The sequence below is a fragment of the Streptomyces sp. SP18BB07 genome, assembly GCF_036322545.1.
GTDB lineage: Bacteria > Actinomycetota > Actinomycetes > Streptomycetales > Streptomycetaceae > Streptomyces > Streptomyces deccanensis.
This window is the reverse complement of the sequence record NZ_JAQYWT010000215.1, coordinates 68,895-92,140: the sequence shown is the minus strand read 5'-3', so window position 1 is coordinate 92,140 and position 23,246 is coordinate 68,895. Positions and strand designations below refer to the sequence as shown.

14 protein-coding genes are annotated in these 23,246 nt (G+C 71.1%); 6 read left to right on the top strand and 8 right to left on the bottom strand.

Annotated elements, in window-relative coordinates; translation table 11 throughout:
- Positions 1-129: 129 nt before the first annotated feature.
- From PUR53_RS03930 to PUR53_RS03920, 3 genes are all read right to left on the bottom strand, one after another.
- The gene (locus PUR53_RS03930; RefSeq protein WP_329897602.1) at positions 130-1,623 is read right to left on the bottom strand and encodes a serine/threonine-protein kinase; all 1,494 of its coding nucleotides are present in this window, start codon (positions 1,621-1,623) and stop codon (positions 130-132) included.
- Positions 1,624-1,667: 44 nt separating this feature from the next.
- Complete coding sequence (locus PUR53_RS03925; protein WP_329897599.1) at positions 1,668-2,288, bottom strand: hypothetical protein; 621 nt, start codon at positions 2,286-2,288, stop codon at positions 1,668-1,670.
- A gap of 372 nt (positions 2,289-2,660) precedes the next feature.
- Entirely contained in the window at positions 2,661-4,691 is a 2,031-nt protein-coding gene (locus PUR53_RS03920; protein WP_329907392.1) for an N-6 DNA methylase, read from the bottom strand.
- 239 nt (positions 4,692-4,930) lie between these two features.
- On the opposite strand from PUR53_RS03920, the gene PUR53_RS03915 reads away from it, so the two are divergent.
- The gene (locus PUR53_RS03915; protein ID WP_329895478.1) at positions 4,931-5,668 is read left to right on the top strand and encodes a hypothetical protein; all 738 of its coding nucleotides are present in this window, start codon (positions 4,931-4,933) and stop codon (positions 5,666-5,668) included.
- Between the two features lie 33 nt (positions 5,669-5,701).
- Here PUR53_RS03915 and PUR53_RS03910 read toward each other — a convergent pair whose 3' ends face one another.
- On the bottom strand, positions 5,702-6,421 hold the full coding sequence (locus tag PUR53_RS03910) for an HNH endonuclease family protein (protein WP_329895477.1): 720 nt from the start codon (positions 6,419-6,421) through the stop codon (positions 5,702-5,704).
- A gap of 445 nt (positions 6,422-6,866) precedes the next feature.
- Between PUR53_RS03910 and PUR53_RS03905 the strand changes: the two genes are divergently transcribed.
- A complete protein-coding gene (locus tag PUR53_RS03905; RefSeq protein WP_329895476.1) occupies positions 6,867-8,294 on the top strand; it encodes an RICIN domain-containing protein in 1,428 nt (475 codons plus the stop codon).
- A 132-nt stretch (positions 8,295-8,426) separates the two neighbouring features.
- Here PUR53_RS03905 and mfd read toward each other — a convergent pair whose 3' ends face one another.
- Positions 8,427-11,960, bottom strand: coding sequence for a transcription-repair coupling factor (gene mfd / locus PUR53_RS03900; protein WP_329895475.1), 3,534 nt, complete (start codon positions 11,958-11,960; stop codon positions 8,427-8,429).
- 380 nt (positions 11,961-12,340) lie between these two features.
- Between mfd and PUR53_RS03895 the strand changes: the two genes are divergently transcribed.
- Complete coding sequence (locus tag PUR53_RS03895) at positions 12,341-13,819, top strand: DUF2079 domain-containing protein (protein ID WP_329907391.1); 1,479 nt, start codon at positions 12,341-12,343, stop codon at positions 13,817-13,819.
- 111 nt (positions 13,820-13,930) lie between these two features.
- Here the strand turns inward: PUR53_RS03895 and PUR53_RS03890 are convergent, their stop codons facing one another.
- Complete coding sequence (locus tag PUR53_RS03890) at positions 13,931-16,510, bottom strand: ABC transporter permease (protein WP_329907390.1); 2,580 nt, start codon at positions 16,508-16,510, stop codon at positions 13,931-13,933.
- Complete coding sequence (locus PUR53_RS03885) at positions 16,507-17,295, bottom strand: ABC transporter ATP-binding protein (protein WP_329907389.1); 789 nt, start codon at positions 17,293-17,295, stop codon at positions 16,507-16,509. The genes PUR53_RS03890 and PUR53_RS03885 overlap by 4 nt, the downstream gene beginning before the upstream one ends.
- Before the next feature lie 771 nt (positions 17,296-18,066).
- Between PUR53_RS03885 and PUR53_RS03880 the strand changes: the two genes are divergently transcribed.
- From PUR53_RS03880 to PUR53_RS03870, 3 genes are all read left to right on the top strand, one after another.
- Positions 18,067-19,560 (top strand): MFS transporter, encoded by a 1,494-nt coding sequence (locus tag PUR53_RS03880; protein WP_329907407.1) that lies wholly within the window; start codon positions 18,067-18,069, stop codon positions 19,558-19,560.
- Positions 19,561-19,795: 235 nt separating this feature from the next.
- Positions 19,796-20,239, top strand: coding sequence for a DUF485 domain-containing protein (locus PUR53_RS03875; protein WP_329907388.1), 444 nt, complete (start codon positions 19,796-19,798; stop codon positions 20,237-20,239).
- Between the two features lie 89 nt (positions 20,240-20,328).
- Positions 20,329-21,912: a sodium/solute symporter gene (locus PUR53_RS03870; protein ID WP_329895480.1), complete on the top strand. Its 1,584-nt coding sequence runs from the start codon at positions 20,329-20,331 to the stop codon at positions 21,910-21,912.
- A gap of 285 nt (positions 21,913-22,197) precedes the next feature.
- Here the strand turns inward: PUR53_RS03870 and PUR53_RS03865 are convergent, their stop codons facing one another.
- A complete protein-coding gene (locus tag PUR53_RS03865) occupies positions 22,198-23,073 on the bottom strand; it encodes a cellulose-binding protein (RefSeq protein WP_329907387.1) in 876 nt (291 codons plus the stop codon).
- Positions 23,074-23,246 lie beyond the last annotated feature (173 nt).

Genomic DNA, 23,246 nt, shown 5'->3' with positions numbered 1-23,246 from the left:
TCCCGAGGAGATTGTGCGGCGGAGCACAAAGTCTTGCGGTGATCGATGGTAGGCAGTGGCCCTGCTCTCGGCCAGCCATTCGACCAACGATTCACGCCGACTTCCGGCACCCCCTCGTGCCCGTCCGGCTCAGCCCCGTACCTGGCCCAGCCACTGCAGTGTGCGCCGGACCTCGTTCGCCAGCGGGTGGCCCGGTCCCCGTAGCCGTTCCACGTCGAGCAGCAGCCGACCGAGGGTCTCGTGGGCGGCGCCGCGGTCGCCGAGGGCGAGGAGCAGGTGGCCTATGCGGCGGCGGACGTCGAGGGAGAGCTCGGGGTCGCCGCCGACGTACTGGTTCTCGTAGTACGGCAGGAGCGAGCGGTACTCGGCGAGGGCCGCGGCCGGTTCGCCGAGTTGTTCGAGGCACTGGGCGGAGTCGTAGCGGTAGCGCAGGGCCTGGGTGTCGGCCTGGCCGGCCTCGGCGGCGCGCTCGTCGGCGAGGCGGCGCAGCTCGGGCAGGGCGCGGCGGTACTGGCCGTCGTCCATGAGGGTGGCCGCGTACTGCTTGCGGAGGGTGCGGACGACGGGTGAGTGCTCGCCGTGCTGGGCGGCGGCGGCCGGGAGGATCGCGCCGAGGATGTCGACGGCCTGGGTGATCCGGCCCTCGCCGAGGAGCCGCTTGACCTCATCGACGGCGCCCGCCACATCGGGCTTGTCGGCGGCGGGCGCGGCCTCTGGGGCGGCGGACGGCTGCGGCGCGGGGATGCGGGCGCGGTCCGGCCAGGGGGCGTGCGGGCGCAGGAAGGGGCGCGTGGGGTCGAGCGGCGAGCCGGTGGGCATCCCGCGCGCGGGCAGCAGCGGGAGGAGCTGTTCGTAGGTCTCCTGCGCGGAGGATGGGCGGTGCTGCGGGTCCTTGGAGAGCAGCCGCAGGACCAGGGCCTCCAGGTTCTCGGGGACCTCGGGGCGCAGTCTGCGGACCGGGACCGGCGGTTCGTAGAGGTGGCGGTGCAGCACGCCGAGGGCGGTCGAGCCGGTGAACGGGACGTTCCCGCTGAGCAGTTCGTGCATCAGCACACCGAGGGCATACAGGTCGGTGTACGGGCCGACCGCGCCGCCCATGGCCTGCTCGGGGGCCATGTAGGCGGGGCTGCCGATGGGTGAGCCGGTGTGGGTGAGGCGGGTGGTGTCGGTGTCCATGACGGAGGCGACGCCGAGGTCGAGCACGGTGACCGTGCCGTCCTGCTTGACCATCACGTTCCGCGGCTTGAGGTCGCGGTGGATGATCGGCACCGCGTGCACGGCGGAGAGCACGGCGCACAGCTGGGCGGCGACCGAGACGGTCCACTGCCAGGGGTAGGGGTCGTGCTCGGCGAGGTGGTCGGCGAGGTCTGCCCCGTCGACGTACTGCATGACGAGGAAGAGTTCCTCGCCCTCGCTGCCCGCGTCGTGGACGGTCACCAGGCCGGGGTGGTCGACCTGGGCGGTGACGCGGCACTCGCGCACGAAGCGGCGGCGCAGTTCGTCGGCCTCCTGGCCCGCGACCTTGTCCGGGCGCAGCAGTTTCACCGCCACCCGCCGGTCGAGGCGCTGGTCGTAGGCCGTCCACACCTGGCCCATGCCGCCCTGTCCGATGAGCGTGGACAGTTCGTAGCGGCCGGTGATCAGGCGTCCGGTCCCCGGCCCCTGGGTCACCGGTCTCCCTCGTGGTTGCGGAGATAGTCACTGAGCTCGTCGAGCTCGGCGCGGACCTGGTCGATACGGGCCGGGCCGGGACGCCCCGGCTCAGGGGCCTGCTGGTGCTGCTGAGGGGGCTGCTGCACGGGCGGCTGCGGGACCGGCGGGGTCGGGGTGTAGGGCTGCGGGACCTGGACCGGCGGGTAGCTGTAGCCGGACTGCTGGGGGCCGTACCCGGTCTGCCCCGAGTACAGCGTGGTCTGGGCGTACGGCGACGGCTGGACCGTCCGGGCGCGGCTGAAGTGACGTATGTCCGCGTACAGGTAGTACGCGACGATCGCCGCGAGTCCGCCGAGGAGCAGCCCCATGCCGACGTCACCGCGCCAGGTGGTGAACTCGTCCTTGCCCGGGTCGGTGCCGATGATGTAGAGCGTCACGATGATGTGGATGATCGCCAGGGCGAACAGGCACCAGTCATGGGGCCTGCGGGTCACCGAGGCGAGCCGCAGCAGGCAGGCCCACGCGAGCAGACCGCAGCTCATGACGGCGACCACCACGAAGATCACACGGAGTGTGACCTGGCCCCCCTGATCGGGGCCGGGGGGCGGTGTCGGCGCGTAGCCGTGGCCTTGCATGGCTGCTCCTGAGGGCCTGGTGAGGGCGGACGTTCGATGTCGTCCCGAGGGTATCGGTCGACCACGACATGAGGTCCAGGGTTGTGGACAACCGTTGTAGTACCGCAGTGCTGGTCACGCCGCCCCCGAGCGGAGCGGTTCCGTCCACTAGGGGGTGTTGTGAAAGTCCCGCACAGCACCCACGGCGCCCGGCACGCCCTCTCGCCGCACCGGCCGAAAACCCAAGTACGTCCAGTACGAGGGCTTTCGTCCGGCACGCCGAGAGCACGCACCGGACACCGCGGGCACCGCACAGGACTTTCGAAACACCCCCTAGAGCCTGAAGGCGGGGGCGCGGGGCGAGTTGGCGAGCCGGGGCAGCCGGACGGCGGCTCAGTCCGGGGCGACCGTGCCGTCCGTGAGGCCGTCGTACATGCCGCGCACCAGGCGTTCGCCGAGGCGGCCGGCCCGGCGGAGGGCGTCCTCGAAGGCGGCCAGGGCGCGGAACCGTTCGCCGTAGCGGCGCTGCTGGTCCAGGGGCAGGCGGGGCAGTTGGAGGCGGCGGACGTCGAGCCGGGTCGCGGTGGAGGCGTAGCTGCTGGCCTGGCGGCTGTTGGCGGTGGAGCGCAGGAAGCCGGCGACGAACCAGGCGTCGAGCGCGGCCGCGTCGGGGCGCAGCAGGGTGAGGTTGCGGCCGAGGGCGGCGCCCGCGGTCTCCTCGTCGATCACCCGCGCGACCCCTCCGCCGCCGAGGACGGGGACGACGACGTCGCCGGGCACCACGAGCACGGGGTTCTCGCCCCCGGTCTCGGGCAGCGTGCCCGAGGGTGCCGTGCCGGCCAGGACGTCGTGGTCGGTGAGCACGCGCGCGTGGGGGCCGTTCCCGCCGGTGCGCAGCAGCAGGGCTCCCCCGCGCGCGAGTTCGCCGACCGTGGTGAGCGGCCAGCGCGCGGTCCGCGCCTCCTCGGCGAGCGGGGGCGTCAGGTCGGCGGTCAACCGGAGGGTCTCGCCGAGGCGTTCGCGTACGGCGGCCAGTTCCTCGGCGCCGCCGCCGGCGGCCGGGGGCGGCAGATGGCGGGCGGGGGCCAGGTCCACGTCGTCGTCGAGCAGGTCGATGACCGGCAGCGCACGGCTGAGCCCCGGCCGGTGCGTCGTCTCGCCCGCGCGGTCGAAGGGCCGCCAGGCGTCGAGCACGGCGGTGCGCACGGCCGGCCAGTCGAACCCGCTCCGCCCCTCGGGCACGAGCCGCCCGGTGTCGACGAGCAGCAACTGCGGTGGCACGGCAGCCCTGCCGGGCCTGCGCAGCACCCACAGGTGCAGCGGGATGTTGTACGGGGGTGCCGCGCCGACCGGCAGGGCGATCACGGCGCGCAGGGCGCCCCGGCGCAGCAGGTCGGCGCGGATCCGCCGCCCCGAACGGCGGCTCGCGGCGGCGGGCGGCATCAGCAGCACGGCGGTGCCGCCGTCCTCCAAGCGGGCCAGCGCGTGCTGCACCCAGGCGAGTTCGGACTCCGTGCGGGCCGGGAAGCCGTACTCCCAGCGTGGGTCGTAGGCGAGTTCGTCGTGGCCCCAGTTGCGCTCGTTGAACGGCGGGTGGCACAGGACGGCCTCGGCCCTGAGGTGCTCGTACGCGTCCGCGCGGAGGCTGTCCCCCGGGGCGGTGCGGACGGTGCTCCCGGTGCGCAGGGCGAGGCGGAGCGCGGTGAGGGCGGCCAGTTCGCCGGCGCTGTCCTGGCCGTACAGCTCCTGGTCAGGGCGGGCGGCGACGGCGCGCAGGAGGGCGCCGGTGCCGCAGGCCGGGTCGAGCACCGACCGGGCGGGCCCGGCGAGTTCGGCCATCAGCTCGGCGAGCTCGCCCGGAGTGAGCGTGTACTGGCGGGGGTTGGCGTCGAGGTGCCGGGCGAGCAGGAACTCGAAGGTCTGCCGTGCGCCGAGGTCGGCCGCGAGTTCGGTGGCGCCGCGCAGCAGGGGGACCGAGGGCACGAGTTCGGCGGGCCGCGGCGCGGGCACGGCGGGTTCGCGGGCCGGGCCGAAGCGCGGGGCGAGGACCTCCGCCAGCGCCCCGGACAGCGCGCGGGCCAGTTCCCCGTCGTCGGGGACGGCGCTCAACTCCAGCCAGGCCAGGGGCCGTTCGTGGAGCAGGAGCAGGGCGCAGCCCGTGCGCACCAGGGCGGCGACGGGGCCCTCCGGGTGGCCGGTGACCTGCTGCCAGACGCGCTCCTTCAGGGGCACCTCGGCGAGCTTGCCCTGGTCGCGCAGCCATGCCTCGACCTCGCCGAGCGCGAAGGCCGGGCTGGTCTCGGTGCCGCCGACCGGTTTGGGGAAGTCGGCGTGCCGTCGGCGCCAGTTGCTGACGGCGGCACGCCCCACCCCGGCGAGCCGCGCGATGTCCGCGGCCGTGACCTCTGTCCCGTTCCCCTGCACGCGCCCGGCTCCCCTCGTACCTGGTGGTGTGACGTCGAGCATACCGACGCACGCAAGATCTACCCCTTCACGCCGTGTACACACAAGGATCCGTGAACCGTGTTGACTCGGTTCACAAGCTCTGCTGTCATTGACCCATCGAACGACGGGCCACCCGAATCGGATGGCCACACGTCACTGCGTCGTGCACCGGCGCACGCCGATCAGCTCCACTCATCGATTCCCAGGGGGGAACTCCCATGCGTCGCACCGCTCTCGCCGCTCTCTGCATCGCCGCCGCGGCCACCTTCTCCCTCACCGGCTGCCTGCCCGGCGAGGACAAGGCCGACGGCCCCTTCCCGGGCCTGACCGGCGGTGAGATCGCCGACAAGGCCGTGAAGGCGACCTCGGACGCCGAATCGCTCCGGATGAAGGGCGAGATCCAGGACGACGCCGCCGGCGGCACGGTCCAGATGGACATGGCGATGAACAAGAAGGGCGACTGCGCCGGCACCATGAGCATGGGCGGCGAGGGCCAGGCCGAGCTGATCAAGGTCGGCGACACCCTCTACATGAAGTACGACGAGGCCTTCCTGCGCGCCCAGTCGAAGGACTCCTCGAAGGAGGAGGCCGACATGGTCGTCGACATGCTCGCCGGCAAGTGGACCAAGACGTCCGCGAAGTCCGCTGACTCCAAGGACATCGCGAGCTTCTGCGACCTCGACACCGTCCTCGCCGACTTCGACGACGTGAACTCCGACGCCACGCGCGGCAAGACCGCCGAGGTCGACGGCACCCCCGCGATCACCCTCAAGGAGAAGGACGGCAAGGACAGCTACACCCTCTACGTCGCCACCGAGGGCAAGCCGTACCTGCTGCGGGTCGTCAGCAAGTCCGCCAAGGAACCCGGCGACCTCGTCTTCACCGACTTCGACAAGCCCGTGCCGGCCGAGGCCCCCAAGGGCAAGGTCATCGACCTCGACGAGGACTTCAGCTGACCCGCCCCGCCGACGGGCGGCACCGCCGGGGCGTCAGTCCGCGTGGAAGCGGGCCGGCGCCTTCGTCGGGTTGCCGCCGGTGGGCAGCTTCTGCTCCGGGCAGGTGCTCAGGACGCGCTTCATGGCGTCCTGTTCGGCGGAGGTGACCCACAGGCCGTACTTCGTCTTCACAGCGACCTGGGCGGCCACATAGGTGCAGCGGTAGGCCTTGTTGGGCGGCAGCCAGGTGGCCGTGTCACCGTCGCCCTTACCGCGGTTGGTGCCGGAGTCCACCGCCAGCAGGTTGAGCGGGTCGTTGGCCAGCGCGATGCGCTTGCTGTCGTCCCACTGCTGGGCGCCCTTCTGCCAGGCGTCGGAGAGGGCCACGATGTGGTCCACGTCGATCTTGCTACGGCCCCGGACGTACGGCACGTCCTCCCCGGTGTACGGGTCCGGGTCGAGCACACCGGAGACCACCGTGCAGTCGTCGGCCCGGAACTTCACCTGGTCCAGGTCGCGCTTGAGTATGTCGTCGCGGGTGCCGCAGCTGTTGGAGTCGGTGTCGGCCCAGGGGCTGCCGAACTCGCCACGGTCGTAATTGTTCTTGGGCGCACGGCCCTTGACGGTCAGCGCCTCCGCCGCGGCGTACGCGGCACCGCCCCCGCCCGGGTTCTCCTGCGGCCCCGCCGAGCCGTCGGCGTTGTCCAGTTCACAGCCGGTCGCGGCGACCAGCACCAGAGCGACGGTGGCGATCCCACCCCTCAGACGCACCACGCGACACCCCTCTCCTCTGTCTGTGCTCGCACGCGGTCCTGCGTGGGGTTCCCCGTCTCCCCTGCTCGACACCGTAGACCCCAGGCACGGGAGAAGATCGGTCAGCGTATGTCGGGACACCTGACGGCGATTCACCACCGAGGGCGCCGAGGCCAGGCCGAAACGCGACGCCGGGGAGCCGAAACTTCGAACAGAAATCGACTCGCTCAAACATTCCGCGAACCGGCCCTCCGTGAGCATTCGACCTGCCGCACAGCCCCAGGTCGGCCAACTTGCCAGTACAGGCGGGACAATTCAGTACTTTGCGGCGCTTGAATGACATCCGCGCGATTCAACACGTTCACACTCTTGACACGCATCTACCGCAAGCATTCTCATGCTGCACGTTGGTTTCAGCCAGCTTTTGGTTGTTCTCGTGCTGTCCTGTCGTGAATGGAAACCCCCGATGCGTCGTGTCTGGCTCTTCCTGCTTGCCGTGCTGATAGGTCTCCTCCCGCAAACCCTTCTGATGGGCACCGCGCACGCGGCCACCGTCACCATCCCCAACGCCACCCAGTTCACGGACACCACAGGTGCCGTCGTGCACGCGCACGGTGGCGGCGTCATCAAGGTCGGCTCGTACTACTACTGGTTCGGGGAGAACCGCAACGAGGACAACTCATTCCGGTATGTGTCCGCGTACCGCTCGACCGATCTGAAGACCTGGGAGTTCCGGCGCCATGTCCTGACCCAGGCCAGTGACCCTGAGCTCGCCTCGGCCAACATCGAGCGCCCCAAGGTCATGTACAACGCGTCCACCGGCAAGTTCGTCATGTGGATGCACAAGGAGCTGGCCACCGACTACACCCAGGCCCGCGCCGCCGTCGCCGTATCCGACACCGTCGACGGCGACTACACCTACCAGGGCAGCTTCCGCCCGCTGGGCCACATGTCCCGCGACATCACCGTCTACACGGACGACGACGGCACCGGCTACATGATCTCGGCCGCGCGCGAGAACCGCGACCTGCACATCTACCGCCTCAGCCCCGACTACCTCACCGTCGAAACCCGTGTGCAGCTGCTCTGGCCCGGCCAACTGCGCGAGGCCCCTGCACTGTTCAAGCGCAACGGCGTCTACTTCCTGCTCACCTCCGGCGCCACCGGCTGGCGGCCCAACCAGCAGATGTACGCGACCGCCTCCAGCATCACCGGCACCTGGAGTGCCCTGCAGAACGTCGGAGACGCCACCGCTTACGGCTCGCAGACCACGTTCGTCCTTCCCGTCCAGGGCAGCACGGGCACCGAGTACCTCTACATGGGCGACCGTTGGGGCAACTCCTTCAACCAGAACGTCAACGCCTCGAAGTACGTCTGGCTGCCGCTGGAGTTCCCCACCGACACCACGATGACCATGGACTGGTTCGCGCAGATCAACATTGACACCGCGGCCGGGAAGGTCGACGGCGTCGGCGGCCCCTGGGAGACGATCACCGCCCGCCACAGCAACAAGTGCCTCGATGTCCCCAGCCGGTCCCAGGACGACGGCACCCAGATCACCCAGTACACCTGCAACGGCGGCATGAACCAGGCATGGTGGTTCAAGGACATGGGCAGCGGATACGTCCAGGTCGTCGCCCGGCACAGCGGCAAGTGCCTCGACGTGGCCAACAACTCCACCGCCGACGGCAACCCGATCATCCAGTGGACCTGCGGCACCGGCAGCAACCAGCAGTGGCAGCTCCAGGACGCCGGTGACGGCTGGCTCCGCCTCGTCTCGCGGCGCAGCGGCAAGTGCCTCGACGTGTTGGACAAGTCCACCGCCGACGGCGCCAAGCTCATCCAGTGGGGCTGTGGCAGCGGCACCAACCAGCAGTTCAAGCGCGGCGCCTGATCACACGCGCAGCCCGCACGTTCCTGCCCTCGGCCCCGACCGGACTTCTCCGGCCGGGGCCGCGGTACGGGACACCGGGTCGCTGCCGCAAGCGATCGCCGCCGGACGCCCGGCGGCGCCCGGCGAACGCCCTCACGACCCCAGGATCGAAGCCAGGAACTCCCCGGTCCAGCCCAGCAGCTCACGCCCGACCAGCGGCTTGCCGCCCACCTTCGCCGTCTTCGGACGCGGCACCAGCACCTGGTGGGCGGACGGCTTGATGACCGTGCCCGGGTAGAGCCGCTTCAGGCGCAGCTCCTGCGACTCCCGCAACTCCACCGGCGCGAAGCGGATGTTGGTGCCCTGGAGGACGATCTCGCCGACGCCGCAGGCGCGGGCCAGCATCCGCAGCCCGGCCACCAGCAGCAGGTTCTCCACCGGCTCGGGCAACTTGCCGTAGCGGTCGACGAGTTCCTCGCGCACGGAGGCGATGTCGGCCTCGGTGTTCACGGAGGCGATGGCCCGGTAGGCCTGCAGCCGCAGCCGCTCCCCCGGCGCGTAGTCGTGCGGGACGTGCGCGTCGACCGGCAGCTCGATCTTGACCTCGAGCGGCGGCTCCTCCTCGATCTCCCCGGTCTCCAGCTGGCGGCGGTAGTCCGCGACCGCCTCGCCGACCATCCGCACGTACAGGTCGAAGCCGACGCCCGCGATGTGGCCGGACTGCTCGCCGCCCAGCAGATTGCCCGCGCCCCGGATCTCCAGGTCCTTCATCGCCACGTACATACCGGCGCCCATCTCCGTGTGCTGGGCGATGGTCGCGAGACGCTCGTGGGCGGTCTCCGTCAGCGGCTTCTCCGGCGGGTAGAGGAAGTACGCGTAGCCGCGCTCGCGTCCTCGGCCCACCCGCCCCCTCAGCTGGTGCAGCTGCGACAGACCGAAGGTGTCGCCGCGCTCCACGATCAGCGTGTTCGCGTTGGAGATGTCGATGCCCGACTCCACGATCGTCGTCGAGACGAGCACGTCGAACTTCTTCTCCCAGAAGTCGACGACGACCTGCTCCAGGGCCTGTTCCGACATCTGGCCGTGGGCCGTCGCGATCCGTGCCTCGGGGACGATCTCGCGCAGCCGGGCCGCCGCGCGGTCGATGGACTCCACCCGGTTGTGGATGTAGAAGACCTGGCCCTCGCGCAGGAGTTCCCTGCGGATCGCCGCGCCGATCTGCTTCTCCTCGTACGGGCCGACGAAGGTCAGGACCGGGTGGCGCTCCTCCGGAGGCGTCGTGATCGTCGACATCTCGCGGATGCCGGTGACCGCCATCTCCAGCGTGCGCGGGATCGGGGTCGCCGACATCGTCAGCACGTCCACGTTGGCACGGAGCTTCTTCAGCTGCTCCTTGTGCTCGACGCCGAAGCGCTGCTCCTCGTCGACGATGACCAGGCCCAGGTCCTTGAACTTGGTCTCGGAGGAGAACAGGCGGTGGGTGCCGATGACGATGTCGACCCCGCCCTCCCGCAGGCCCTCCAGGGTGGCCTTGGCCTCGGTGTCGGTCTGGAAGCGGGACAGGGCCCGCACGTTCACCGGGAACTGCGAGTACCGCTCGCTGAACGTGCCGAAGTGCTGCTGCACCAGCAGGGTCGTCGGCACCAGCACGGCCACCTGCTTGCCGTCCTGGACGGCCTTGAAAGCGGCCCGCACCGCGATCTCCGTCTTGCCGTAGCCGACGTCGCCGCAGATCAGGCGGTCCATCGGGACCGTCTTCTCCATGTCCTCCTTGACCTCGGCGATCGTCGTCAGCTGGTCGGGCGTCTCGGCGTACGGGAAGGCGTCCTCCAGCTCCCGCTGCCAGGGCGTGTCCGCACCGAACGCGTGACCGGGCGCCGCCATCCGGGCCGAGTACAGCTTGATGAGGTCGGCGGCGATCTCCTTGACCGCCTTCTTCGCGCGCGCCTTGGTCTTCGTCCAGTCGGCACCGCCGAGCCGGTGCAGCGTGGGCGCCTCGCCACCGACGTACTTGGTGATCTGCTCCAGCTGGTCGGTGGGGATGTAGAGGCGGTCGCCGGGCTGGCCGCGCTTGGCGGGGGCGTACTCGACGACCAGGTACTCGCGGGTCGCGCCCTGCACGGTCCGCTGGACCATCTCGATGTAGCGGCCGACACCGTGCTGCTCGTGGACGATGTAGTCGCCCGGCTCCAGAGTGAGCGGGTCGATGGTCTTGCGCCGGCGCGCGGGCATCCGTGCGCCGTCCTTGCCGGCCGCCTTCTGGCCGGTGAGGTCGGTCTCGGTGAGGACCGCGAGCTTCAGGGCGGGGTCGACGAAGCCGTAGTCGATCGAGCCGCACGCCACGTGCACGACCGACGGGGAGATCTCCGCCAGCTCGGCCTCCAGACGGGCCGCGATGCCCTCGCTGCCGAGCACCTCGACCGTGCGGGCGGCCGGGCCGTGGGCCTCGGTCACGAACACCGTGCGCCAGCCGTCGGCCAGCCAGCCCTTGGTGTCGGCGAGCGCCTTCGCGGTGTCGCCCCGATAGGTCTCGGGGGCGTGCATGCCGAGCTTCAGCGTGTCCGCGTCGAGGTCTTCGTCGGCGGCGAACGGCGACACCGACCACCACATCATGTCCAGCTCACGGGCCCGGTCACGGACGTCCGCGATGGCCCACAGGGAGGCCGCGCCGACATCGATCGGCGCCTCGCCGCCGCCCGCCGTGGCCGCCCAGGACGCCTGGAGGAACTCCTGCGAGGTGGCGACCAGGTCCGCCGCGCGCGTGCGCACCCGCTCCGGGTCGCACACGATCGCCATCGCGCCCTTCGGCAGGACGTCGATCAGCAGCTCCATGTCGTCGACGAGGACCGGCGCGAGGGACTCCATGCCCTCGACGGCGATGCCCTCGGCGATCTTGCCCAGGAGTTCACCCAGCTCGGGGTGGCGCTCGGCGAGGTCGCGTGCGCGGGCGCGTACGTCGTCCGTGAGGAGGAGCTCACGGCAGGGCGGGGCCCACAGGCCGTGCTCGGCCACCTCCAGCGATCTCTGGTCGGCGACCTTGAAGTACCGGATCTCCTCGACGTCGTCACCCCAGAACTCCACCCGCAGGGGGTGCTCCTCGGTGGGCGGGAAGACGTCCAGGATGCCGCCGCGCACGGCGAACTCGCCGCGCTTCTCGACCAGCTCGACCCGGGAGTACGCGGCTGCCGCCAGCGCCTCGACCGTACGGTTCAGATCGGCCGTCTCGCCGGTGCGCAGGGCGACCGGCTCCAGGTCGCCCAGGCCCTTGACCTGCGGCTGGAGGACCGAACGGATCGGGGCCACCACCACCGACACCGGGCCGGTCTCCGGGTCGTCCGGGCGGGGGTGCGTCAGGCGGCGCAGGACGGCGAGGCGGCGGCCGACGGTGTCGCTGCGCGGGCTGAGGCGCTCGTGCGGGAGGGTCTCCCAGGCCGGGTACTCCACGACGCCGTCCGGGGGCAGCAGGGAGCGCAGGGCCGCCGCCAGGTCCTCGGCCTCGCGGCCCGTCGCCGTCACGGCGAGTACGGGGCGGCCGGCGTCGCGGGCGAGGGCCGCCACGGCGAAGGGGCGGGCCGCCGGGGGGCCCACCAGGTCGATGTGGGTGCGGTGGCCGTCGGTCGCCGCCCTGATCGCTTCCGCGAGGGGGGCGTCCTGGACTACGGCGTCTAGCAGGCCGTGGAGGCTCATTCGGGGCGTTTCCCGTCCGGGTGGGCAAGGTGGGGGGCTGGTGGGTGGGGCTGGCTGGGCTGCTTCGGTTCGGGGTTGCCGGGGGCAACACGAACGCCCGGACTCGTGTGAACGGCCGGGGGTGTCCAGGGTACGACGAGCGGTGCGGGGGGTGCGGGCGGGTTTTGTCTCGCCCCGCCGCCCCTACCCGTCCCGTCCCCAGGGGCTGCGCCCCTTCGACCCCCTTCGCGCTCCGCGCGGGGTGGGTGGGTGAGCGCGGGTTCGGTGGGGGTTCTCGCGCAGTTCCCCGCGCCCCTGAAAAAGCGGGGGCTGCGCCCCCTGTTTTTCAGGCCCGCCTAGTCTCTATGGGCACCCCCTGTCTCCATCCGAACGTGAGTCCCATGCCCCCGTCGAGCACTCAGCCCCCGGCGCTCATACCGGCGCCTGTTCCGGTGGCGCCACCGGTTCCGCCTTCCGGCCGGCGGTTCTCCCTCGCGGGCCGGGAGCCGTATCTGATCGCTGTCGTGCTGTTCGTGGCGTACGCGGTGGTGTCGGTCGGGCGGTATCTGAGGCTGGGGACGCGGTCGTACGACCTGGGGATCTACGAGCAGGCGGTGCGGGCGTACGCGCACCTCCAGGCGCCGATCGTGGAGCTGAAGGGGCCGGGGTACAACGTGCTCGGGGACCACTTCAGCCCGGTCACCATGCTGCTGGCGCCGTTCTACCGGGTGTTTCCGTCACCCGTGACGCTGCTGGTGATCCAGGCCGCGCTGTTCGCGCTGTCGGCGGTGCCGGTGACCCGCGCGGCGACCTGGGCGCTGGGGCGGGCCCGGGGGCTCGCGCTCGGGGTGGCGTACGGGCTGTCGTGGGGACTCCAGAACGCCGTGGACTTCGACTTCCACGAGATCTGCTTCGCGGTCCCGCTGATCGCGTTCTCCCTGGAGGCCCTGCTGCGCCGGCGCTGGCGGGCGGCGCTCCTGTGGGGACTGCCGCTGGTGCTGGTCAAGGAGGACCAGGGGCTGACGCTGGCGATGATCGCGGTCGTCGTCGCGTTCCGGGCCCGGCGGCAGGGTGCCTCCCGTGCGGTGCCGTACGCCATCGGTGTCGTGGCGTTCGGCGCGGTCGCCACCCTGCTCGCCTTCACCATGATCATCCCGGCCTTCAACACCACCGGCTCCTCCGACTATCTGACCAAGGTCGGCGGTGCGGGCCCCCTCGACGGCCTGGACATCAAGATCCGCACCGTTCTCTGGCTGCTGATCCCGACCAGCGGACTGCTCGCCCTGCGCTCCCCGATCCTCATCGCCGTGCTGCCCACCCTGGGCTGGCGGTTCGTCTCCGCCGACGACAACTACTGGGGCACGGCCTGGCACTACAGCGCCGTCCTGATGCCGATCATCACCCTCGCGCTCGTCGACGCGCTCCCGGCCGCCCGCCACAGCTCCCGGCCGTGGCTGCGCTCGTACGCGCAGCAGCTGCCCGCCGCCGTCCTCGCGGCCTCGCTCGCGCTGACGACCGCGCTGCCGCTGGGCAACCTGACCGAGGCGGACGCCTATCGGGTGCCGGACGGCGTCAAGGCCGTGGACAGGATGATCGCCACCATCCCCGACGGGGCGACCGTCGAGGCCAACATCGGCCCGATCGCCCGGCTGACCTCCCGCTGCCGGGTCTTCTGGATCGGCCGGACCAAGGGCCTCGCCCCCGACTACATCGTCTTCAACAACAACTCGCGCTGGGTGAAGGACGTCCCCGCGTTCGCGCGACAGCTGCATCCGCGCGACACGTACGTCCTGCGGGGCGTCATCCAGGGATTCGTCCTCCTCAAGCGCACCTCTCCAGCCACCACCTCTCCAGCCACCACCGAGCCCTCGTCGTCCTGACACGGGTGGAGCCCGGCGCCCGGAAGCCTCCGCTTCCCGACGCCGGGCTCTCCCCCGGTTTCCCCCGTGTCCCCCGTGCCCCGTTCCCCCGTGCTCGGTGGCAGTCGGTGGCTACTCGGTGGCGATCGCGTTGAGTACGTTCATCCGGCCCGCCCGGAACGCCGGGACCAGCGCGGCGAACAGGCCCACGAAGGCCGAGCCGATGAAGACCCCGATGATCGTCGGCCACGGGATGTCGAGGACCTTCAGACCCTCCAGGGCGAGGAGCTGCTGCGCGGTGGCGCCCCAGCCCATGCCGAGCCCCAGGCCGAGGAGCGCGCCGAAGAGGGCGATGACGACCGACTCCAGGCGGATCATGCGGCGCAGCTGGCGGCGGGAGAGGCCGATGGCGCGCATCAGACCGATCTCGCGGGTCCGCTCGACGACCGACAGGGCCAGCGTGTTCACGACTCCCAGGATGGCGACGATGATCGCCAGGGCGAGCAGGCCGTAGATCATGTTCAGGAGCTGGTCGATCTGGCCCTTGAGGGCTTCCTTGTAGTCGGTCTGGTCGCGGACCTCGTACTGCGGGTAGTCGTGCAGCGCGGCCTTGAGGGACTTGTACGCGGCCGCGTCCTGGCCCTCCTTCGCCGAGGCGAAGAGCAGCTGGTCCAGCGGCATCTTGTCGGCCGGGACGTACTTCGCCATCGTGTCGATGGAGGTGTACATCGCCCCGGCGTCGATGACGACGTCGCTGCTGGTGATGGCGCGGACCGTCAGGTCGGCCGTGCGGCCGTCCTTGAAGGCGACGGCGATCTTCGAGCCGAGCGTGACGTCGTGGTCCTTCGCGAACTTCTCGTGGACGGACATCGAGTCGGGCTTGTAGGCGTCCGCCAGCTTGCCCGCGACGACCTCGGTGGCGAGGTCGGTGGCGTAGCTCGGGTCGGCGGCGGTGATCGCCGTCTTCTCGAGCGTCTTGCCGTCGGGGGTGGTGAAGTCGGCCTGGGTCCACTTGTACTCGGTGACGTTCTTGACGCCCTCGGCGGACTTCGCGGCCTTCACGGCCTGCGGAGTGATCAGCTGGCCGGTGTCGGACTGGATGATGAAGTCCGTGCCGACCGTCTTGTCGAGCTGCTCGGTGGCCGAGGCGACCATGGAGGAGCCGACGACGGAGAGACAGGCGACCAGGGCGAGGCCGATCATCAGCGCGGCGCCGGTGGCCCCCGTACGGCGGGGGTTGCGCAGCGCGTTGCGCTCGGCCATCCGGCCGACGGGACCGAAGGCCCGCAGGACGACCGCGCCCAGCACCCGCACCACCGCTCCGGCCAGCAGCGGGCCGATGACGACGAAGCCGATGAGGGACAGAACGACCCCGCCGCCGAGCCACATCGAGCCCTCGCTCGCCTTGTCGGCGGCGGAGGCCAGGTACAGGCAGTAGCCGCCGGCACCGGTCAGGACCAGGCCGATCACGGCCCGGACGAGGCCGGCCTTGGCGTCCAGCGGGGCGCCGGCGTCACGCAGGGCGGCCATCGGGGAGACCTTGCCGGCGCGCCGGGCCGGGACGTAGGCGGCGAGGACGGTGACGACGATGCCGAGGAGCAGACCGACCGCGGGGGTGGTCCAGGCGATGGTGAGGTCGTCGGTGGACAGGTTCATGCCGGTGGCGCTCATCAGCTTCATCAGACCGATGGCGAGCCCGACACCGCCGGCGACACCGAGGATCGAGCCGAAGACACCCAGGAGCAGCGCCTCGACGAGGACCGACCGGTTGACCTGGCCGCGACTGGAACCGATGGCCCGCATCAGGCCGATCTCACGGGTCCGCTGGGCGACCAGCATCGAGAAGGTGTTGATGATCAGGAAGATGCCGACCAGGAAGGCGATCCCGGCGAAGCCGAGCATGGCGTACTTCATCACGCTCATGAACTCGCCGACGTCCTTGGCGTTGGCGTCCGCGATCTCCTTGGCGGTCTGCACCTTGTAGGCGCCGCCGAGTTCGGCGGAGACGTTCTTCTTCACCTGCGCGTCCGTGAAGCCGTTCGCGGCGGTGATGTTGACATTGGTGTACACGCCCGTCTCGCCGACGAGGGTCTTCTGCGCGGTCTCGGTGTCGAGGTAGAAGATCGCGGCGCCCGGGTTGGTGACCTGGAAGTCGGCGATGCCGGAGATCTTCGCCTCGTGCGTGCCGACGGCGCTGATGACACCGATGGGGTCGCCGAGCTTCAGGTCGTGCTTGTCGGCGGTGTCCGCGTCGACCATGATCTGGTCCGGTCCGCGCGGGGCGTTGCCGGAGGAGATCTTCATGGTGCGGGCGTCGTTGGCGTTCCAGTTGCCGACGATGGTCGGGGCACCGCTGGTGGGCGAGAGGTTGTCCTTGTCGGCGTCGACGACCGTCACCGAGGTGGAGAAGACGGTGCCCTCGGCCGACTTCACGCCGTCCGCGCCGCCCACCTTGTCCACGACCGACGCGGGCATGACCGGCGGCTTGCCGTTGTCGGACTGGGTCTCACCGCTGTCCGAGGCGCCCTTGGCGCTGACCGTGACATCGGAGGAGGTGGCCGCGAACAGCTTGTCGAACGTGGTGCCCATCGTGTCGGTGAAGACCAGGGTCCCCGTCACGAACGCCACCGACAGCATGACCGCGATGGCGGAGAGCGCCATCCGTCCCTTGTGCGCGAAGAAATTGCGCAGGGAGGTCTTCATGACACTCATGACGTACGCCCCCGGGCGTCGAAGTCCTTCATGCGGTCCAGCACGGCCTCGGCGGTCGGCTTGAACATCTCGTCGACGATGCGGCCGTCCGCCAGGTACAGCACCCGGTCCGCGTAGGAGGCGGCCACCGGGTCGTGGGTGACCATCACGATGGTCTGGCCCAGCTCGTCGACCGACTTGCGCAGGAAGCCGAGGACCTCGGCGCCGGCGCGGGAGTCCAGGTTGCCGGTCGGCTCGTCACCGAAGATGATCTCCGGCCGGGCGGCCCGCGCGCGGGCCACGGCGACGCGCTGCTGCTGGCCGCCGGAGAGCTGGGTGGGCCGGTGCTTGAGCCGGTCGGAGAGCCCGACGGTGTCGACGACCCGCCCCAGCCACTCCTTGTTCGGCTTGCGCCCCGCGATGTCCATGGGGAGGGTGATGTTCTCTATCGCGTTCAGCGTCGGCAGCAGGTTGAACGCCTGGAAGATGAACCCGATCCGGTCCCGGCGCAGCTGGGTGAGCTTCTTGTCCTTGAGCCCGGTGATCTCGGTGTCGTCGAGGTGGATCTGACCCGACGTCACGGTGTCGAGTCCGGCGAGGCAGTGCATGAGGGTGGACTTGCCGGACCCCGAGGGGCCCATGATCGCGGTGAACTGGCCCCGCGCGATGTCCACGTCCACGTGGTCGAGGGCGACGACACGGGTCTCACCGGACCCGTACGCCTTCACGACCTGCCGCGCCCGCGCGGCAACGGCCGTAGTCCCTCCAGTACCCCCGTGCCTGGTGATGGTCACAGCCGATGTCACGGTATGTCTCCTAAGTCGGGCAGCGGATGCTGCTGTGTCGCCACGCTCGTAGCGGCTTGCCGATCGGTACGTCGATGAGTCTGGTCCCCGGAGGGGGTCCGGCGCGCTGGTGCCCGGCGCAGTCTTCTGCTGGGGAAAACCCCACCCCCACCGCTCCGGTGCACCGCCCCCCAGCGGCGTAAAGCCAGGTTAAGGACCGGGGGCCTCCCGTCTCGTCCTCCGGCGGTACGAACCCGCCCCCGGCCGTAGTACGGAGGTACCCCTAGGGGATCTCGCCCGCCGGGAGGAGACGACCTCGGGGTTCACCTCCTCCCTCCGGTGCGACCAGGCTGCACCCTGCCGTGGCGTCAGGGTCAATGGCATGGTGGTCGGCGGCGGATACGTGCAAGGGGAAGGCATCTGGTGGACGACAAAGCGGCGCACGGCAATCCGGTCGACGACCGCCCGGCGGCCGGCCCTGCGCAAGGCGACCGCGCGGTGGCCGGCGGCGGGGTCGGTGGCCGCCGGGTGGACGGCGGCCAGCTCAGCGACCGCCGGGCGGACGGCGACCCGGTCGACGACCGCCGGGTGGACGGCGGCCCGGGCGGCGACCACCGGTTGGACGGCCACGCGATGGGCGAACGCCCGGTGGGCGGTGACGCGTTCGGCGAACGCCCGGCGGACGCTCACCCGGTCAGCAACCGCCCCATAGACAGCCACCCGGTCAACGACCACCCGGCGGACGCCCACCCGGTCAGCAACCGCCCCATAGACAGCCACCCGGTCCGTGGCATGGGGTCGGCCGCGCCGCGCGGTCCGGCGCGGTGGGGCGCCGGATCCGGTCGCCGCAGGGCCGTCACCGCCGCGCTGATGCTGGCCATGGGGCTGGCCGCGTTGGACGCCACGATCGTCGCAATCGCCGTACCGCAGATCGTCGCCGACCTCGGTGGCTTCTCCGTCTTCTCCTGGCTCTTCTCCGGCTATCTGCTCGCCGCCACCGTCACCCTCCCCGTCTACGGCAGGCTCTCCGACACCTTCGGCCGCAAACCGGTCCTCGTCGTGGGCGCCGCCCTGTTCCTGCTGGGCTCGCTGTTGTGCGCGCTGGCCTGGAACATGGCCGCCCTGATCGCCTTCCGGGTCGTCCAGGGCCTGGGCGGCGGCGCCCTCGCGGGCACGGTGCAGACGCTGGCGGCGGATCTGTATCCGCTCGAGGAACGGCCCAAGATCCAGTCCAAACTGTCCACGGTGTGGGCGGTGTCGGCGATAGCGGGCCCCGGCGTGGGCGGAGCCCTGGCCGCGTACGCGGACTGGCGCTGGATCTTCCTCATCAACCTGCCGCTCGGCGCGGCGGCGTTGTGGCTGCTGGCCCGTCACCTCCACGAGCCGCCGAGGGAGTCGACGGGCGGCCGGCCCCGGATCGACTGGGCGGGCGCCCTGACCATCCTCGCCTGCGGTGGGGCCCTGCTGACGGCGCTGGTGCAGGGCGGGGTGGCCTGGTCCTGGCTGTCCTGGCCCTCGATCACCCTGCTGGGCACGGGTGTCGCCCTGATCGGCGTGCTGGTGCTGATCGAACGCCGAGCCGCCGAACCGATCATCCCGGGCTGGGTGTGGCGCCGCCGCACGATCGCGGCGGTGAACCTGGCGCTCGGCGCGCTGGGCCTGCTGATGGTGGCGCCCACGGTGTTCCTGGCGACCTACGCGCAGTCGGTGCTGGGCCTGGCGCCGGTGGCCGCCGGTTTCGTGGTCTCCGTCTGGACGCTGACCTGGCCGTTGTCGGCGGCCCTGAGCCAGCACGTCTACCGCCGCATCGGCTTCCGGAACACGTCGGTCCTCGGCATCACGGCTGCCGCGCTCGTCCTCTTCGCGTTCGCCTTCCTCCCCTACCCCGGCGAACCCTGGCAGCCGACGCTCCTGATGCTGCTGCTGGGGGCCGCGCTGGGGCTCTTCCAACTGCCCCTGATCATCGGCGTGCAGTCGTCGGTGGAGTGGGAGGAGCGGGGCACCGCCACCGCCTCCATCCTCTTCTGCCGCCAGACGGGCCAGACCCTGGGCGCGGCGGCCTTCGGCGCGGTCGCGAACGGGGTGCTGGCGTCCCGGCTGGGCGGCTCGGGAAACCTCGACGCGGTGACCCACGGCCTCGGCACCGGCCCGGCCCCCGAGCCGATCCGCGCGGCGATCGCGGACGCGGTCCGCGCGGTGTACCTGGGCGCGGGCTGCGCGGCGACAGCGGCACTGCTGGTCCTGCTGGTGGCGGCGCCTCGGAGGTTTCCGGTGCTGAAGGGCTGAGGGCGCCATGGCTCGCCCGCGACGTGCTCCCCACAACCCCCTTCTGACCCTCGTTCAAAAACCTGAGTTAATCCGGGTAACACCCCAGGTCAGCGCCAGATCCTCCAAGTAAGCGCATACCGACCGATCAGTTTGCCGAAAGGCTCGCGCTTCGCCGAACCCACGAGTAGCGTTCACGCCCGCCCCCCTCCCTGCGGTCCGCACCCGGACCCGAGCCGCGCAAGGAGACCAAGGGATGACCGACCCGTTCTCGTCACCCCCGCACCCGACGCCGTACCCGCCGCACACCTCGTCCCCCTCGTACCAGACCTACCCCTGGGCCTCCCAGGAACCGCAACCGCACCCGACGTCGGACACCCCCCGCCACGCCCCCCTCGGCCACCACAGCGACCTGCGGGTGCTGCGCGGCGCGTACCGCTGGCAGCGGCGGGTGGCGACACTGACGGCCCTCGGCTACTTCGTGCTGTTCCTCCTCCTGTCCGCCTTCGCCCCGTCGTTCATGACGAGCGAGGTCAGCGGCGGACTCTCCACGGGCCTGCTGCTCGGCCTCATCCAGGTACCGGTGACGTGCCTCGCCATCTGGCTCTACGAGCACACCGCCCGCCTGCGCGTCGACCCGCTGGCCGACCGCATCCGCGACCTCGCGGCGGTCGACGCGAGGCGGGGGACGGTTCGATGAACGTCACCGCCACCGCCGTCCTCACCGCCGGCGGCCCCTCGACCACGGCCGCGGGCGGACTCGCCGAGTTCAGCGGCTCGGCCCGCGCCATGTCGCTCGTGGGCTTCACCGCGGTCGCCACCATCACGCTCCTGCTGTGCGTGATGACGGGCCCCGACCGGGACGACCTCGACGAGTTCTACACCGGCTACGGCTCGCTCTCCCCGATGCGCAACGGCCTCGCCATCGCGGGCGACTACATCTCCGCGGCGACCGTACTGGGCACCGGCGGAGTGATCGCCCTCTTCGGCTACGACGGCGTCGTCCTCGCCCTCAGCACCGCCCTGTCGCTGATGCTGCTGATGTTTCTGCTGGCCGAACCCCTGCGCAACGCTGGCCGGTTCACGATGGGTGACGCGCTGGCCCGGCGGATGCCCGGCCGGTCCGTACGCATCGTCGCCTGCGTCGTCACGATCGCCGCGCTGATGCCGATGATGCTGGTCCAACTCGCGGGCACCGGCGACCTGTTGGCGTTCATCCTCGGCTTCTCCAGCGAGAGCCTGAAGACCGGTGTCGTGGTGATCGTCGGCGCGCTGATGATCGGTTACGCGGCGATCGGCGGCATGAAGGGCACCGCCCTCATCCAGATCCTCAAGATCGTGATGCTGCTCGGCTCCGGGGCGCTCATCGCCGTCCTGATCCTGCACAAGTTCGACTGGAACCCCGGCCTGTTGCTCGGCGCGGCGGCGGAGAAGAGCGGCATCGGCACCGGCTACCTCCACTCCGGTCTGCAGTTCTCGGGCGGCCCGCACCCCGAACTCGACATGATCAGCGCCCAGTTGACGGTCGTCCTGGGCGGCGCCTGCCTGCCGCACGTCACCATGCGCATGTACACCGCGAACAACGCCCGTCAGGTCCGCCGCTCACTGTCGTGGGCGGTGCCCTCCGTGGCCCTCTTCGTCCTGATCATCTCGGTGATCGGCTTCGGCGCGACGGCCCTGGTCGGCCGCGAGGTGATCGCGGCGGTCGACCCCCAGGGCAACACGGCCTATCTGCTGGGGTCGATGGCGGCGTTCGGCACGGAGGTGTCCACGGCGGAGACACTGCTCCTCACGACGGTGACGACGGCGGTCTTCCTGACGCTGCTCGCCTCCGTGGCCGGCATGATCCTCGCCTGCGCCAACTCCCTCGCCCACGACGTCTTCGCGGCCCGCGCAACGCAACCGCTCACGCCCCGCCGCGAGATGACCATCGCCCGGCTGTCGGCGGGCGCGGTCGGCGTCACGGCGATCGTCCTCGCCACGATGGTCCAGCACCGCAACCTCCAGCCCCTGGTCACCCTCTCCTTCTGCCTGGGCGCCTCCGCCATCGCGCCCGCGCTCGTCTACGGCCTCTTCTGGCGCCGCTACACCCGGACGGGACTGATGTACACCCTCGTCGGCGGCACCCTCTCCGTCCTCGTCCTCATGACCGGCACCAACCTGGTCTCGGGCTCCCCCCACGCGGCCTTCCCCGAAGCCGACTTCAACTGGTTCCCGTTCACCACCACCGGTCTGCTCTCCATCCCCCTGGGCTTCGCCTTCGGCTGGCTGGGCACCACCCTCTCCGGCCGCACCAAGGCAGAAGAACAACGCAGGCAGTACGAGGCGGTCGAGGGCTGGATCCTGGCAGGCGCAACAAGAAGGGGCGACTGACACCGAGGGAAGGCCCGGCCTCAAGGGAGCGGCGGGCTTTTCAAGGGCGACCGGCTCTCCGGCCGCGCTGAAACCGCCGGACGCCGCGGCTTCTCAAGGGCGACCGGGCCTCCCGCGGCCCTAAAACCGCCGGACGCAGGGGCTTTTCGAGGGCGAGCGGTTCGCCGGCCGCCCTGAAACCGCCGCGCACCGGCGCTTTTCAGGGGCGCGGGGAACTGCGCGAGAAGCCCCACCCACCCGCACCCGACGACGCAACCCAACGCCCCACCCCCACCCCCCACCCCCTCACTCAGTCAACGCCGACAGACTCTCCCGGATGCAGTCCATGTGCGCCCGAACGTCGTCCCACCTCTCCCCGTGCTCCCGCAACACCCTCTCGGTCTCCCGAGCCACCCACTCCTCCCGCCGCCGAGCCTCCGCCAACGCCTCCGAGGCCCGCTCCTCCGCCTCCTCCTCCATCCGCACCACATCGGCCTCCGCGTCAGCGAACCCCCGCTCGGCCGCAGCGAGCTCCGCCTCCGCCCGAGCCACCCGCTCCGCCAGCCCCGCGTCGATCGCGGCCTCCCGCTCGGCGACCTCCCGCTCGATCCCGGCCACCCGCTCGTCGTACTCCTTCTGGAGCTCCGCGAGCATCCCCTCCGCCCGCTCCCGCATCTCCCGCAGCGCGGCCAACGCCTCGCCCCGCCCCTCCTTCACCCCACGCCGGGCCTCGATCCGCAGCTCGTCCGCCTCGGCCTGCGCCGCCTGCAACACCTGCCGGGCCCGCTCCTCGGCCTCGCCCCGCACCCCGTCGGCGTACGCCTGCGCAGCCGCCCGCAGCCGCTCCCCGGCCTCCTCCGCGTCGGCGACGATCCGCCGGGCGTCCTCGCGCCCGCCCTCCCGGACGGCCTCGGCCTCCGCGACACCGAGTTCGAACAGTTCCCGCGCCCGCCCGCCGAGCGCCTCGTACGTCTGCGGGGTGAGCCCGGCGACCGTCTCGCGCAGCAGGGCGAGGTCCGTGCCCATCTCGCGGGCCAGCACGGTCAGCCGGGCGGCCCGCTCCCAGGCGGCGTCCCGGTCCCTGGAGAGGGCCGCCGCGTGGGCGTCGACCTCCTCGGGACGGTAGCCACGCCGTACGACATCGAACTCGAAGTCATGGGGTGACGTCGGTGCGCTGCTCATGCTGGGCCCTCTCCGCCGGACGCACACGAAATGATGATTTCGCGCCACATCTTGATGGATCGGACCAAAAGGTTCATAACGCGACACTCCGTGCGAGGTCACGGGAGCAGTCGGCGGGACACGCGTAAGGGCCCGGCCCGGATCACCTACGTGTCCGGGCCGGGCCCTCTCGT

Coding starts and splice junctions, on each gene's coding strand:
- PUR53_RS03925 (WP_329897599.1), bottom strand. CDS start 2,288: ATGCAAGGCCACGGCTACGCGCCGACACCGCCCCCCGGCCCCGATCAG.
- PUR53_RS03915 (WP_329895478.1), top strand. CDS start 4,931: ATGCGTCGCACCGCTCTCGCCGCTCTCTGCATCGCCGCCGCGGCCACC.
- PUR53_RS03905 (WP_329895476.1), top strand. CDS start 6,867: ATGCGTCGTGTCTGGCTCTTCCTGCTTGCCGTGCTGATAGGTCTCCTC.
- mfd (WP_329895475.1), bottom strand. CDS start 11,960: ATGAGCCTCCACGGCCTGCTAGACGCCGTAGTCCAGGACGCCCCCCTC.
- PUR53_RS03895 (WP_329907391.1), top strand. CDS start 12,341: ATGCCCCCGTCGAGCACTCAGCCCCCGGCGCTCATACCGGCGCCTGTT.
- PUR53_RS03890 (WP_329907390.1), bottom strand. CDS start 16,510: ATGAGTGTCATGAAGACCTCCCTGCGCAATTTCTTCGCGCACAAGGGA.
- PUR53_RS03880 (WP_329907407.1), top strand. CDS start 18,067: ATGGGGTCGGCCGCGCCGCGCGGTCCGGCGCGGTGGGGCGCCGGATCC.
- PUR53_RS03875 (WP_329907388.1), top strand. CDS start 19,796: ATGACCGACCCGTTCTCGTCACCCCCGCACCCGACGCCGTACCCGCCG.
- PUR53_RS03870 (WP_329895480.1), top strand. CDS start 20,329: ATGTCGCTCGTGGGCTTCACCGCGGTCGCCACCATCACGCTCCTGCTG.
- PUR53_RS03865 (WP_329907387.1), bottom strand. CDS start 23,073: ATGAGCAGCGCACCGACGTCACCCCATGACTTCGAGTTCGATGTCGTA.